The organism is Flavobacteriales bacterium (assembly GCA_016713875.1).
Lineage (GTDB): Bacteria > Bacteroidota > Bacteroidia > Flavobacteriales_F > PHOS-HE28 > PHOS-HE28.
Genome location: JADJOI010000003.1, coordinates 3,037,096 through 3,050,889, shown reverse-complemented (window position 1 = coordinate 3,050,889; position 13,794 = coordinate 3,037,096). Strand labels below are relative to the sequence as shown.

Here is a 13,794-nt window from a genome sequence, read left to right as displayed (position 1 = left end):
CGCCATGCACCGCACGCTCCTTCTTGCCCTCCTGCTCCTCGCCTCCGCGCCGATGCACGCCCAACTGCTCGGCGACCAGGAGGCGCGCGACCAGATGAAGTACGATGTCCAGTACCTCGCCAGCGACCTGCTGGAGGGCCGTGAGGCCGGCACGAAGGGGGAACGGATGGCCGGGGACTACATCGTGCAGAAGATGGCCTCCATCGGCCTGATGCCCTATGGCGACAGCGCCACCTACCGGCAGGCCTTCACCTTCGCCGCGCAGCCCCGGCTGGGCGACAAGCAGGTGTTCCAGCTGGGCCGCGAACGGCTCGCGATCAACGAGCAGTACCACCCGTTGTCCTTCTCGGGCACCGGGGCCGTGCTGGCCACCGTGGCGCGCTGCGGCTACGGCATCCATGCGCCCGAGCTGGACCGCAACGACTTCGCCGATATCGACCTGAAGGGCAAGTGCGCCGCCATCGCCGTGGGCTCGCCCGATGGCATCCACCCGCATTCCAAGTTCCTGGCCTACCACGACCTGCAGGCCCGCGCCGCCAAGGCCGTGGAGCTGGGCGCCAGCTGCGTGCTCTTCTACAACGACGACAAGGCCGTGGAGGACCCCTCGTCCACCTTGCGCGCCAAGGCCTCGCCGCTGCCCGTTCCCGTGGTCTTCCTGAAGGGCGACCGCCACACCGAGCTGGTCCGCGATGGCAACCCGGTGTCGCTCACCGTCACCATCGACCGGCCCACCAGCACCGCGCACAACGTGGTGGGTCTGCTGGACAACGGCAAGCCCCATGTGGTGGCGATCGGCGCACTACGACCACCTGGGCCTCGGCGATGAGGGCAGCCTGCACCGCGGCGAGCCCGCCATCCACAACGGTGCCGACGACAACGCCAGTGGCGTGGCCGTGATGCTGCAGCTGGCCCGCGACCTGGCCGAGCTGGACGAGGCCCGCGCCAACGACTACCTCTTCATCGCCTTCAGCGGCGAAGAGAAGGGGCTGTTCGGTTCGAACTACTGGACCAAGCACCCCACGGTGCCCCTGGCCGAGCTCAACTACATGATCAACCTCGACATGGTGGGGCGCCTGGAGGCCGACAGCAGCATCGGCATCAACGGGGCGGGCACCTCGCCCGCATGGACCGAACTGCCCCGCGTGCAGGCCGGCGCGCTCAAGGTGAGGACCACCACCAGCGGCATCGGCCCCAGCGACCACACCAGCTTCTACCTGCAGGGCATCCCCGCCATCCACTTCTTCACCGGCACGCACGGCGACTACCACAAGCCCAGCGACGATGAGGAGAAGATCAACTACGACGGCATGCTGCGCGTCACCCGCTACATCGAGAGCCTCATCACCACGCTGAACGACGACGGCAAGCTGGCCTTCACCAAGACCCAGGACGCGGACAGCGCCAGCACGCCGCGCTTCAAGGTGACCCTGGGCGTGGTGCCGGACTACATGTACGACGGCAAGGGCATGCGGATCGACGGGGTCAGCGAGGGAAAACCCGCCGCCGCCGCCGGGCTGAAGTCCGGCGATGTGGTGGTGCGCATGGGCGCCCTGGAGGTGGGCGACATGATGGGCTACATGAAGGCCCTGGGCCAGTTCAAGAAGGGCGACACCGCGCCTGTCACCGTGCTGCGCGACGGCCAGGAGGTGGTGGTGGACGTCACGTTCTAACCGTCCCGACGAACGGTCCGCGCATCCGCGGGGCCCCTGTGCGTCGGCTGGGGGCCATCACCGATCTTCGCCCACCATGAGCCACGCCCAACGCATCGCCGTCATCGGCGCCGGCAGCTGGGGCACCGCCCTGGTGAAGCTGCTCTCGGCCAATGCCGAACGGGTGGGCTGGTGGGTGCGCCGCGCGGAGACCATCGCCCACATCACCAAGTACGGCCACAACCCCGACTACATCAGCGCCGCCCAGTTCGAGGTGGACCGCCTGGCCATGGACACCGATCTCCATGCGGTGGTGAAGGCCGCCGATGTGCTGGTGATCGCCGTGCCCAGCGCCTTCCTGAAGGCCACGCTGGAGCAATTGGATCCGAGCGAGCTCCACGGCAAGACGCTCTTCAGCGCCGTGAAGGGCATCGTGCCCGAGACCAACCAGATCGTGGGCGACCACCTCTTCCAGCACTGGGGTGTGGCCGAACGCGACTTCGGTGTCATCTGCGGCCCCTGCCACGCCGAAGAGGTGGCGTTGGAACGCCTCAGCTACCTCACCATCGCCTGCCAGGACCCTGCGCGGGCGAAGACCATGGGCGCCGCCCTCAACGGCCGCTTCATGAAGACCACGCTCAGCGATGACATCTACGGCACGGAGTACGCGGCCATCCTGAAGAACGTGATCGCGGTGTGCGCCGGCATCAGTGTGGGGCTCGGCTACGGCGACAACTTCCGCGCGGTGCTGGTGAGCCGCGCCATCCAGGAGATCGAACGCTTCGTGGCCGCCGTGCACCCCATCGCGCGACATCAACGAGCCCGCCTACCTCGGCGACCTCTTGGTGACGGCCTACAGCACCTTCAGCCGCAACCGCGAGTTCGGCACCATGGTGGGCAAGGGCTACAGCGTGCGCGCCGCCCAACTGGAGATGAACATGGTGGCCGAGGGCTACTACGCCGTCAAGTGCGTGCACGAGATCAACCAGCGCCTGAAGGTGGACATGCCCATCACCGAGGCCACCTACCGCATGCTGTACGAGAAGATGGCCCCCCTGATGGAGATGCGCCTGCTGAGCGACCGGCTGGCCTGAGGTCTCACGGCATCCAGCCCTGCGCGCGCAGCAGGCCATAGAGCCCACTGGCCAGCAGCAGCAGCCCGATGCCCCGGAACAGGCGCCTCAACCCCTGCGGCGACATGGTCTCCTGCGCCTTCACGCCCAGCCGCACCAGGACCAGCAGCAGCACCAGCGCACCGGCGAAGGCGCCCAGCGCGAAGGCCAGCAGGGGTGCGGCCCCGTCCCGCGTGAGGCCGAGGCTTACGACGAGCAGCTTCACCCCGCACCAGAACAGCAGCAGCTGCGGGTTGGCCAGGCCTAGCAGGAGGCCACGCCACAGATCGCCCGTCAGCTTGTCCTCTCCGGGCCCCGCCGGCCGCGGGCGGAACAGGAACACGAAGTAAAGCCCCAGCACCAGCAGGATGGTCGAGATCACCAGGGTGATGCCGTGCGAGCCCAGGCCCAGCGCCTCCACCGACCAGCCCGCCCCCCAGAAGGCCACCCCGGCGTACACGAACTCCGGGATGGAGCCGCCCACCGCCATGCGTCGCCCTGCAGTGCGCCCCCACTTCACGGTGTGCGCCAGCACGGCCGTGTTCACCACCCCGGCCTGCAGGGAGCCAATGATGCTGGCCACCATGGCCATCAGGAAGTACAGCAGCGTGTCCACCTTTGTGCAAAGTAGCAGGTGCTCCGAAGAACCGGTGCGCTCAACCGGTCCGGCAAGGGTCCGCCCCCACCATGACACCAGAAGGCGCCACCGGCCCCGAGAAGAAGTTCTGGTACCTCCAGAACCACCGCCTGTTCGATCAGCTGGACGACGAGGCCATCGCGAAGCTCTGCATCATCTCGCGGTACAAGGAGGCCGGCCGCGGAGAGCACATCTTCTTCACCGAGGACACCACCGACCGCATCTTCATCCTCAAGACCGGGGCGGTGAAGATCGTGCACACCGACAGCGACGGGAATGAGGTGGTGAAGGATGTGCTCGGCGATCATGACCTCTTCGGCCACCTGCCCTCACAGGGTCGGGGATCGCGGGCCGGGGAACATGCCGTGGCGCTCACGGACGATGTGTCCATCTGCACCTTCACACGCAGCGACTTCGAACAGGTGCTCGCCCGGAACCCCCAGGTCTCCTTGCGCCTCGCCTCGCACATCGGGGACAAGTTGCGCGCGTTGGAGCAACGGTATGACAGCCTTGTCTTCAAGGATGTGCGGGCCCGGCTGATCGAGTTCCTCCGGCGGTATGTGCAGCTGTTCGGCGCCGAACGCGAGCCGGACGGATCAGTGCCCAACCACCTGCGGCAGGAGGACATCGCGCAGTTGATCGGCAGCACCCGGCAGACGGTGGCCGAGCTGATGGGCGAGTTGGAGCGCGAGGGTCTGCTGCACTATTCACGCCGAAGGATCCGGCTCGCCTGAGCCCTTGTCGGGTGGCCGACATTCCGCGCCGGTGCGCAGGGGGACCTTTGCCGCATCACGCCGTACCCCATGCGCCTGCTCCTCACCTGTGCCGCCGCCATCGCCCTCCTCGGTGCCTCCGCACAGTCCGATCCACTTCCCCGGTTCAACGTGGACGACGACGGGCTGTGGGTGGACGGCTACGACCCTGTGTCCTACACCGTGGACCATCGGGCCGCGAAGGGGGATGCCCGCTTCTCCTTCACTTACGGCGGTGCCATCTTCCATTTCGTGAGCCCGGCGCACCGCGACCTGTTCGCCAAGGCCCCGGCCTCCTACCTGCCGGCCTATGGCGGTTGGTGCGCCTATGCCATGGGGGCCAAGAACGAAAAGGTGGTCGTGGACCCCGAGACCTTCAAGCTGAAGGACGGGCGGGTGTTCCTGTTCTACAACCGCTTCTTCACCAACACCCTGGAGGATTGGAACAAGGCGGAGGATCGGCTCCTGCCCGCCGCCGATCGCCATTGGGCCGCCTTCAAGCACCGGCCCTGATCATCGACCTCATCCCATGCGCACCCTGAAACCCGTCCTCCTCCGCCTGCCCGACGTGGCCGCGGCCGTCATCCTCCTACAGACGCTGTGGTTCAAGTTCAGCGCCGCGCCGGAGTCCGTCCACATCTTCAGCACGCTGGGCATGGAGCCCTGGGGGCGGATCGCGTCCGGCGTGGCCGAACTGTTCGCGGCGGTCCTGCTGATCCCGCCCCGCACCGCCTGGGTGGGCGCAGGGCTTGCGCTGGCCATCATGGGCGGCGCCCTCATGAGCCACCTCACTGTTCTGGGCGTCGAGATCATGGGCGACGGAGGGACCCTCTTCGCTCTGGCCCTGCTCGTGGCCGGATGCAGTTCCTTTGCGCTCTGGCGCGACCGGGACCAGCTGCGCACGGCCCTTCGGACCCGCTGAACCCCGTTCGGACCGAACCCGAGCATCCATGCACCGCACCATCGCCTACAACCGCGCGCTGCTGCATCAAGCGGACGACCTGCTGGACCAACTGGATGATGCCGCGTTATCCCAGCAGCGTGAGCTGCTCTTCGGTGGCACCATCGGTCAGCACATCCGGCACGTGGTGGAGTGCTACCAGTGTCTGCTGCGCCAGCGCGAAAGCGGACTGCTGAACTACGATCGTCGGGAGCGCGACCCCCAGATGGAGCGCCGGGTGCAGGCCGCACGCGCGGCCATCGCCTGGTGCCTGGACCAGGTCCAACGCATCCGGGGGGACGCGCCCCTCACCCTGGAGTGTGAGCTGCCCGATGATGAGGGCTCGCTTCGGCAGGCCACGAGCCTGGTGCGCGAGCTCACTTACGTGGCCGACCATTGCGTGCATCACATGGCCATGGTGCGCATCGTCCTTCAGCAGCAGTTGCCACAGGTGGCCCATCCCGTGGAGCTCGGGGTGGCGGCCGCCACGCGCAATCATCGCGCGCGCTGATGTGCACCCTCACCTACCTGCCGCACCCGGGCGGCTTCGTCATGGCGTCCAGCCGCGACGAATCGCGGTACCGCGGCGGCATGGGCCTCCCCGTGCAGGACACGACCCTGCGCGCCTGTTATCCGGTGGATGAGCGGAGCGGTGGCACCTGGATCCTGACCTCGGCGGACGGCTACAGCCTGAACCTCCTGAACGGCGGGCATCGCGCGCATCCGCCCGGCGGACCCTACCGACACAGCCGCGGGCTTGTGCCCCTGCTCTTCGCCAAGGCCGGCGGGCTCCGATCGTTCCTTGAGGGCTTCGACCCGACCGGTCTCGAACCGTTCACCTTGGTGGTCATCGGTCACCAGAAGCCATCCGTGACCGACCTCGTCTGGACCGGCGGCGACCTGGAACAGGTGGAACGGGACCCCGGCCTGCCCAGGATCTGGTCCTCCGCCACGTTGTACGATGCGGACACGCGCCGCCAGCGGGAGGCGTGGTTCCATCAGGCCATGGACCGGACCGAAGGAGAGATGCCGGAAGACCGATTGATGCGCTTCCACCAGAGCGGCGGTGAGGGTCTGGCGGCGCAGGACCGCACCATCCGCATGGCGCGGCCAGGAGGGCTTGAGACGGTGTGCCTGGCCACGGTGGTGCACAACGAACGCGAATGGCGTCTCCACATGCACGACCTGGTGAACGGCGCGCAGCGCACCGTGCGCATGATCGGATGATGCGACGGCTCGCCCAGCGGTTGAACCACGAACATTGGCCGTGGTGGGCGATCTACCTGCCCGTGTTCCCCCTCTACCTCTGGCAGGCCGTCCGCATGCGCCGGGCGGCTTTCTTCACCAATGTGAACCCGGCCATCGATCTAGGCGGCTTCTTCGGCGAGCGGAAAAGCGCGATCTACGCGCTTCTGCCCCGGGGGAGCTATCCCACGACCATCCTGGTCACCCCCGGGACCCCCGCGCAGGCGGTGGCCGACCACATGGGGGCCGCCGGCATCCGCTTCCCGATGATCGTGAAACCGGATGTGGGTGAACGCGGTCAAGGTGTGTGCTTGGTCCGGGACGGGGCCGAACTCTGGGCGGCCATCGAGCACGCACAACAGGACATGCTCATCCAGGACCTGGCGCAGGGTGAGCACGAATACGGCCTCCTGTTCGTGCGCGATCCGGGCCATGCGCGCACGACGCTCCTCTCCATCACCGGCAAACGGTTCCTATCGGTCACCGGGGATGGTGCGCAAAACGTGGCTTCCCTGCTCGCCCGCACCCATCGCGGCCGCCAGCAGATCGGCCGCCTCGGGTCCTACGCGGCCGACCTGCTGCGCTCCGTGCCTCCACCGGGCCACACCATCAGGGTGGAGCCGATCGGCAACCACTGCCGGGGCACCCGCTTCATGGACGCCGGCCATCTGCGCACCCCGGAACTGGAGCAGGCGGTCGATCGGGTCATCGCCGCCGCCGCGGGTGTGCACTATGGCCGGATGGATGTGCGATGCTTCGACGAGAACGCTCTGCGTGCGGGAAGCTTCAGCATCATCGAGCTCAATGGGGTGAGCAGCGAGCCGGGCCACATCTATGACCCGGACATCCCGTTCTGGCGATGTTGGATGGAGCTGGTCCGGCATGTGCGCCACGTGGGAAGGGTGAGCCTGCAGCTGCGTGCGCAAGGCGTCGAGCCATGCACCTTGCACGATGTCGTCGTCCGCTGTGAACAGCATTTCGGCTGGCGCTTGGGCGGGTTCCGCCGCATCAGCGGTTGGTTCGCCTGACCGACCAACAGGGCGACACCCCATGCGGGCGACGGGTCGACGTGTCCACATTTGTGCAAAGTAGCCCACCCGCCGCCATGCCGCTCCTGCGCTTCCACTGGGATTTCTTCGGACCCGACGCGCCCACCACCGCGGAGCACTTCCTGCATCATGTGGACGAGTTCTGCGCCCGCGAGGGCATCACCGGCCACCGGCACTGGATCACCCGGCTGCCGGTGCGCGTGACCGCCACGCTGGAGTGCGACCAGGCCCACCTGCGGTTGGTGCGCGACCGCCTGCGGCCCAAGCGCGCCGAGCAGGTGCTCGCCTGACTCAGCGCACGAAGCGGGCGCTCCAGCGGCGGTCCGGGGTGCGGGCCTCCACCGTGTAGGCCCCCGGGGCCAGGCCGCGCAGGTCCACCACCAGCTCGTGCCGGCCCTTGGGCAGCTGTGCTTCCGCGATGCCCCGCACACGGCGGCCGGCGCTGTTCAGTAGGTCCACCACCGTGCGCGCACCGGCGGGCAGTTGCAGCACGGCGATCAGGCGGTCCGCCTCCATGCGGCGCAGCGTGAGGGCCTGGTCATCGGTGCCGCTCACATCCCCCACCGCGCTGGCCGAAGGCAGCAGCCACACCCGGAACAGCCGGGTGCTGGCATCGCTCTGCGTGCCGGTGTTGATGAAGAAGATGCTCTCGGCCGTGCTCTCGATGCCGCCCACGATGTGGCCCACCAGCACGCTGTCCGGCGGCAATTGGTCCAGCTGAAGCACCTCATGGTCCGTCATCGGCAGGCCCGGCGAAGGGATCAGCTCGGCGCTGGCGCCCAGCAGACCGGGCATGGTGCCCACGGCCTCTTCCACCATCGTGCCGTCCGACGCGCGCGTCACCAGGCTGATCGTGTTCACGAAGGGCACGGTGGGGTCGTCCACCAGCACGCCGTTCACATAGTGGTAGCGGCCGATGCCGCCGAAGAAGAGCGTGCGCATGCTGTTGTCCGTGGCGTCGTGCATCGGCAGGTGCGCCGTGTGGTACTGGTTCAGCCATTGCTCGAAGCCGGGCACCACCGTGTACGCGCTGTCGGTGATGTCCACCGTGTTCAACCAGGGCACATCGTCCACGTACTGGAACACGCCGCTGAAGGCCGTGAAGCCGTGCGTGCCGTCGGGGAAGACCTGCGGCACCAGGTTGTAGTCGCGGCGGTGCAGGTTCACGGTGTCCACCGTTTCGCTGAAGTCGGTGATGGACAGGTTCACCCCGTCGTCACTGATCCGGAAGCGTCTGATGGCATTGGTGTATTGCTGCACGAAACCCGGCCCATGGTCAGGGCCGATCGGATTGTAGCGGCCGATGAAGCGCTGCCCGCCCACCAGCAGGAAGAGGTCATTGTGCCGCCCTAGGTAGCCGCCGGTGACGGCCATGCGCGCATCGGCGAGCTGCCGGAAGTGCGGCGCGAGCGAAGTGCCCGCCTTGATGGCCGCGATGGCGTTGGGCACATGCACGGCCGTCAGCCGGTCGTGCGTGATGTGGTCCCCCGCCGTAGCGCTGTACGCGTAGCCGCCCACGATGTAGAGCATGCTGTCGCGTTGCGCGGATTCCATGTTGGTGCACTGCAGCTGCTCGAACAGCCCGGTGGGCAGGGTGCTCAGCGGTGCGCTCCACACCTGCCCCGTGGCCGGCGCCACCACCCACGCGGTCGTGTTGTTGTCCGCCGCCAGAAAGGCCACCGGCGGCTGGCGGCGGTGCAGCCCGTCCGTGCGGCCGCCCAGGAGCAGCCACTCGCCGTTGTGCGTGCCCCAGGCGAAGGATTGCAGGCCCGGCATGCCGGCCAGGGTCACTTCCTCCAGCACGAGCGAACGGTCTGCGATCACCTGCGCGTCGGCGGGCGGGGCCAGGGTTCCGGTGAGCAGCAGCAGGGCCAGGGACAGGGGTGTGGTGCGGGCATCCATGCCGCAAAGCTCTCCGCAGCCCGCGCGCCGGGCCGGTGACGGATGTCACCGCCGCCGGCGCTCACCGGAACAGCCACCGCAGCACCTTGAGCTGCCAGGGCCGGTAGGGCGCATAGCGGACGCCGGGGTCAAGCCGGTCGTTGCTGTGCATCACGCCCTTCAGGTTGCTGAAGCGGTCGAAGCCGGCGTGGCCGTGGTAGCGCCCCTGACCGCTGCGCCCCACCCCACCGAAGGGCAGTTGCGCGTTGCCGAAGTGCACCATGGTGTCATTGATGCAGCCGCCGCCGAAGGGCAGCTCGTTCGTGAACCAGCGCTCCAGCCCGGCGTCGCGGGCGAAGAGGTAGGCGCTGAGCGGCTCGGGGTTCCGCGCCGTCAGGGCGGCCAGCTCATCGCGGTCGCGCCAGGGCAGCACGGGCAGGAGGGGGCCGAAGATCTCCTCGCGCATCGGCGGGCTGTCCAGCGGCACCTCGGTGAGCACCGTGGGGGCCATGTAGCGCGTGGCGCGGTCGTGGCCGCCGCCCAGGTGCACGCGCCCGTGGTCCAGGTGGCCGCGCAGCACCTGCCAGCGCCGGTCGTTCACGATCCGGGCCAGGTCGGGGCTGCGCTGCGGGTCGGGACCGAACATCCGCTCCACCTGCTGCGCGAAGGCCTTCAGGAAGTCCTCGTACCGGTCGGCGTGCACCAGCACGTGGTCGGTGCTCACGCAGGTCTGCCCGGCGTTGAAGAACTTGCTCCACGCGATGCGGCGCACCGCGCCGGGCAGGTGCGCGCTGCGGTCCACGATGGCGGGGCTCTTGCCGCCCAGTTCCAGGGTGACGGGCACCAGCTTCGGGGCGCATTGGGCGGCGATGCGCGCGCCCACGGCGGCGCTGCCGGTGAAGAACACATGGTCGAAGCGCACCGCGTCCAGCAGGGGCGGCAGCACGGCATGGCCCGGTCCCTGCACCACGTGCACCAGTTCCTCCAGGCCGGCCTCGCGCACCAGGCGGTCCACCAGGGCCGCCGTCCGCGGGGCGTCCTCGCTGGGCTTCACCACCGCGCAGTTGCCGGCCGCCAGCGCCGCCGCCAGGGGGGCGAGCACCAGCAGCAGCGGGTAGTTCCACGGCGCCACGATCAGCACCACGCCCAGCGGGCAGGGATGGATGCTGCTGCTGCTCACCTGCAGCTTGAAGGGGGTGGGCACCGGGCGGGGCCTGGACCACCGGACCACTTCCAGCGCCGCGTGGCGCAGCTCCTCGCCCGCCACGCCCACCTCGGCCATGTAGGCCTCCATCGGCGGCTTGCCCATGTCGCCCCGCATGGCCTCCAGCACATCGGCCTCCAGCCGCTCCAGCGCGTCGGCCAGCCGGTGCAGGTGCCGGGCGCGCACCGCCGGGTCGCGCAGCACGCCCCGATGGAACGCTGCGCGCAGGCCGGCGGTCCGTTCCAGGCTCACCACGTGCGGGGTGGCTTCCATGGGGCAAAGGAACGCCGCGGCGCAGGCGCGCCGTCAGGCCGCCAGCACGAAGTCCTCGCCCTCCACCAGCCCGCGGCCGGCCAGGAAGGCGGCGATGCGGTCGCCCGCCCCGCGCTGGCTGATGAGGCTCACCACGAAGGCCTCGCCCGCGGGCGGCAGTGCGTCGCTGCGCACGAAGGCGTGGCCCGGCACGGCGCGCGGCTTCACGTCCGTGAACGCCGCGATGGGGATGCCCTCGGCGGTCAGCCGCTGCGCGCGCTCGCGGCACAGGGCGCTGGTGCCCGCCACGATCACCGGCCGCCCGCTCAGGGTGCGCAGCAGCCACTTCGCGAGCCAATGCATCTTCGTGCGGAAGAAGGCGTCCACGCTGTAGTGCGGATGCGTGCGGCTCAGGCGGGCCGCGTGGTCGGTCCAGGTGAGCAGCGCGTCGGGCAGCTTCGCCATGCGCACGCCGGCGTCCATCCACCGCAGCCACAGCTCGTGGTCCTCCGGCACGGGACCGGTAGCGTAGCCGCCGTGCCGCTCCACCAACGCGCGGCGGAACATCACCGTGGGGTGGGCGAGCGGCGCGTCCACGAAGCGCTTCACGGCGTGCGCATCCGGGCTCAGGATCCTGTTCTGCCACGCCACATAGGCCAGCATGCCGCGGTGCTCGGGCACCGTGCTGGCGAAGCGTGTGGCCGTGCCCAGCACGCCGATGTCCGGATGAGCCTCCAGGTGGGCCACCTGCTTCGCCAACCGTTCCGGATGGCTCACGTCATCGGCGTCCATGCGGGCGATGAGGGAGCCTCGTGCATGCGCCAGGCCGGTGTTCAGCGCGTGCGCGATGCCGACGTGGGGCTCGTGCACCAGGGTGATGCGCGCATCGCGCGCGGCCCAGTGCTGCGCGATGGCTGCGCTTTCCGCGGAGGAAGCGTTGTCGATGAGGAGCAGCTCCCAGTCCGTGAAGGTCTGCCCGGTCATGCTGGCGATGGCCGCGTTCAGCGGCTCCACTTCATCGGCTTCTGCTGAAATGCGGTAGGGGAGGAGTATTGAAACGCACGCCATGCTCTGCTCAGTTCCCCTCCGCCAACCCCCGGATCACCGCCTCCGCCTTCTTTGCGCCCACCACGGCCGTCACATCCTCCGGCAGGGCTTCGCGGATGCCTTTGAGGCTACCGAAGCGGGTGAGGAGCTTCTGCGCGGTGCCGGGGCCGATGCCGGGGATCTCCTCCAGCCCGGTGCGGATGATGCGCTTGCTGCGCTTGCCGCGGTGGTGCGTGATGCCGAAGCGGTGCGCCTCGTTGCGCATGTGCTGGATGAGCTTCAACGAGGAGCTGCGCTTGTCGATGTGCAGCGGGACCGGGTCGCCGGGGAAGACGATCTCCTCCAGCTTCTTGGCGATGCCGATGATGGCGATCGTTCCGCGCAGGCCCAAGCGCTCCAGGGCGGTGAGCGCCGCGCCCAGCTGGCCCTTGCCGCCGTCGATGACGATGAGCTGCGGCAGCGGCTCGCCCTCGGTGACCAGCCGGCTGTAGCGGCGCTCCACGGCCTCCTCCATGCTGGCGAAGTCGTCCGGCCCCTCCACCGTGCGGATGTTGAAGTGGCGGTAGTCCTTCTTGCTGGGCTTGGCGTCCTTGAACACCACACAAGCGCTCACGGGATCGGTGCCCTGGGTGTTGCTGTTGTCGAAGCACTCGATGTGGCGCGGCAGCTCGCTGAGCCGCAGGTCCTGCTGCAGCTGCTCCAGGATGCGGGTGGTGGCGCCCTCCGGGTCGGTGAGCTTCTCCTGCTTCTGCTTGTCCAGCATGAAGTAGCGGGCGTTGCGTTCGCAGAGGTCGAGCAGCTGCTTCTTGTCGCCGCGCTGTGGCACGGTGAAGCGCACGCCGGGCACCTCGATCTCCGGCCCGAAGGGCACGATGGCCTCCGGGGCGAGGCTCTTGTAGCGCTGGCGCAGCTCGGCGATGGCGGCCTGCAGCATCTCCACGTCGCTCTCATCGAGCTTGCGCTTCAGTTCGATGGTGATGCCGTGCACCACGGCGCCGTCGATCACGCGCATGTAGTTGACGTAGGTGCTGCCGCTGTCGCTCACCAGCCCGAAGATGTCCACGTCGCCGATGTCGGGGTTGACGACGATGCTCTTGGCGCGGTACTGCTCCAGCCGCTCCAGCTTCTGGCGGTAGTCCTCGGCCGCCTCGAACTCCAGCCGCTCGGCGTGCCCGTGCATCTGCTCCTTCAGCACCTTGATGAGCCCGCTCACCCGCCCCTTCACGATCTGCAACACCTGCTCCATGTTCGCATCGTACTCGGCCTGCGACTGCAGCCCTTCGCAGGGGGCCTTGCAGTTGCCGATGTGGTACTCCAGGCAGCGCTTGAACTTCTTCTGTTCGATGTTCCTCGGGGAGAGGTCGTAGCTGCAGGTGCGGAGCTTGTAGAGCTTGTGCACGAGGCCCAGCACGGTCTTCATGGTGCGCACACCGGCGTAGGGGCCGAAGTAGGCGCTGCCGTCCTCCTCGGGGTTGCGCATGCCCTCCACGCGGGGGAAGTGCTCGTTGCGGACGCGGATGAAGGGGAAGCTCTTGTCGTCGCGCAGCAGGATGTTGTAGCGCGGCTGGTGCTGCTTGATGAGGCTGTTCTCCAGCAGCAGCGCCTCGAACTCGGTGGGCACGTGGATCACGCGCAGGTCCGCGATCTTCCGGACCAACAGGCGCGTCTTGCCGTCGGTATGGTCCTTGGCGAAGTAGCTGCCCACGCGATGGCGCAGGTCCTTGGCCTTGCCCACGTAGAGGATGGAGCCCTCCGCGTCGAAGAACTGATACACGCCGGGGGTGTGCGGCAGCAGGCGGACCTTCTCGCGGACGTCGATGGACATGCAGGGCGAAGATCGGGGATGGGCTGGGCCCGTGATGATCCGTCTTCGAGCCAAGATGGGAAGAGTGGCGAGTGGCGAGTTCGGCCTGCGGCCTTCGAGTGGCGAGTGGCGAGTTCGGCCTGCGGCCTTTGAGTGGCGAGTAAATGCCCCTCGGCGAAGCGCGCCGGAACTGGGGCATTTACTCGCCACTCGCCACTCGCC

General features: G+C 68.4%; 14 protein-coding genes and 1 pseudogene. 10 read left to right on the top strand and 5 right to left on the bottom strand.

Annotated elements, in window-relative coordinates:
* Positions 1-4: 4 nt before the first annotated feature.
* From IPJ87_14400 to IPJ87_14390, 3 genes and pseudogenes are all read left to right on the top strand, one after another.
* On the top strand, positions 5-826 hold the full coding sequence (locus tag IPJ87_14400) for a hypothetical protein (GenBank protein ID MBK7943040.1): 822 nt from the start codon (positions 5-7) through the stop codon (positions 824-826).
* Entirely contained in the window at positions 780-1,670 is an 891-nt protein-coding gene (locus IPJ87_14395) for a M20/M25/M40 family metallo-hydrolase (protein MBK7943039.1), read from the top strand. Before IPJ87_14400 ends, IPJ87_14395 begins: the two co-directional genes overlap by 47 nt.
* A 76-nt stretch (positions 1,671-1,746) precedes the next feature.
* Positions 1,747-2,743, top strand: a pseudogene (locus tag IPJ87_14390) (NAD(P)H-dependent glycerol-3-phosphate dehydrogenase).
* Positions 2,744-2,747: 4 nt separating this feature from the next.
* Here the strand turns inward: IPJ87_14390 and IPJ87_14385 are convergent.
* Complete coding sequence (locus IPJ87_14385) at positions 2,748-3,377, bottom strand: hypothetical protein (protein MBK7943038.1); 630 nt, start codon at positions 3,375-3,377, stop codon at positions 2,748-2,750.
* Between the two features lie 71 nt (positions 3,378-3,448).
* Here IPJ87_14385 and IPJ87_14380 point away from each other — a divergent pair, with 71 nt between their 5' ends.
* The 7 genes from IPJ87_14380 to IPJ87_14350 all read left to right on the top strand — a co-directional run bounded on the left by IPJ87_14380 (position 3,449) and on the right by IPJ87_14350 (position 7,674).
* Positions 3,449-4,132 carry a Crp/Fnr family transcriptional regulator gene (locus IPJ87_14380; protein MBK7943037.1) on the top strand — a complete coding sequence of 228 codons (684 nt, stop codon included), beginning with the start codon at positions 3,449-3,451 and terminating at the stop codon, positions 4,130-4,132.
* A gap of 69 nt (positions 4,133-4,201) precedes the next feature.
* On the top strand, positions 4,202-4,663 hold the full coding sequence (locus IPJ87_14375) for a YHS domain protein (GenBank protein ID MBK7943036.1): 462 nt from the start codon (positions 4,202-4,204) through the stop codon (positions 4,661-4,663).
* 16 nt (positions 4,664-4,679) lie between these two features.
* Positions 4,680-5,072, top strand: a complete 393-nt coding sequence (locus tag IPJ87_14370; GenBank protein ID MBK7943035.1) for a DoxX family protein — start codon at positions 4,680-4,682, stop codon at positions 5,070-5,072.
* 28 nt (positions 5,073-5,100) lie between these two features.
* Positions 5,101-5,601, top strand: a complete 501-nt coding sequence (locus IPJ87_14365; protein ID MBK7943034.1) for a DinB family protein — start codon at positions 5,101-5,103, stop codon at positions 5,599-5,601.
* On the top strand, positions 5,601-6,317 hold the full coding sequence (locus tag IPJ87_14360) for a hypothetical protein (GenBank protein ID MBK7943033.1): 717 nt from the start codon (positions 5,601-5,603) through the stop codon (positions 6,315-6,317). Before IPJ87_14365 ends, IPJ87_14360 begins: the two co-directional genes overlap by 1 nt.
* On the top strand, positions 6,314-7,363 hold the full coding sequence (locus IPJ87_14355; protein MBK7943032.1) for a hypothetical protein: 1,050 nt from the start codon (positions 6,314-6,316) through the stop codon (positions 7,361-7,363). The genes IPJ87_14360 and IPJ87_14355 overlap by 4 nt, the downstream gene beginning before the upstream one ends.
* 77 nt (positions 7,364-7,440) lie before the next feature.
* Positions 7,441-7,674 carry a hypothetical protein gene (locus IPJ87_14350; protein MBK7943031.1) on the top strand — a complete coding sequence of 78 codons (234 nt, stop codon included), beginning with the start codon at positions 7,441-7,443 and terminating at the stop codon, positions 7,672-7,674.
* 1 nt (position 7,675) lies between these two features.
* Here the strand turns inward: IPJ87_14350 and IPJ87_14345 are convergent, their stop codons facing one another.
* The 4 genes from IPJ87_14345 to uvrC form a co-directional block, all read right to left on the bottom strand.
* Positions 7,676-9,286, bottom strand: coding sequence for a T9SS C-terminal target domain-containing protein (locus IPJ87_14345; GenBank protein MBK7943030.1), 1,611 nt, complete (start codon positions 9,284-9,286; stop codon positions 7,676-7,678).
* Positions 9,287-9,347: 61 nt separating this feature from the next.
* On the bottom strand, positions 9,348-10,742 hold the full coding sequence (locus IPJ87_14340) for an aldehyde dehydrogenase family protein (protein ID MBK7943029.1): 1,395 nt from the start codon (positions 10,740-10,742) through the stop codon (positions 9,348-9,350).
* Between the two features lie 33 nt (positions 10,743-10,775).
* Complete coding sequence (locus IPJ87_14335; GenBank protein ID MBK7943028.1) at positions 10,776-11,789, bottom strand: glycosyltransferase family 2 protein; 1,014 nt, start codon at positions 11,787-11,789, stop codon at positions 10,776-10,778.
* Between the two features lie 7 nt (positions 11,790-11,796).
* Complete coding sequence (gene uvrC / locus IPJ87_14330) at positions 11,797-13,593, bottom strand: excinuclease ABC subunit UvrC (GenBank protein ID MBK7943027.1); 1,797 nt, start codon at positions 13,591-13,593, stop codon at positions 11,797-11,799.
* Positions 13,594-13,794 lie beyond the last annotated feature (201 nt).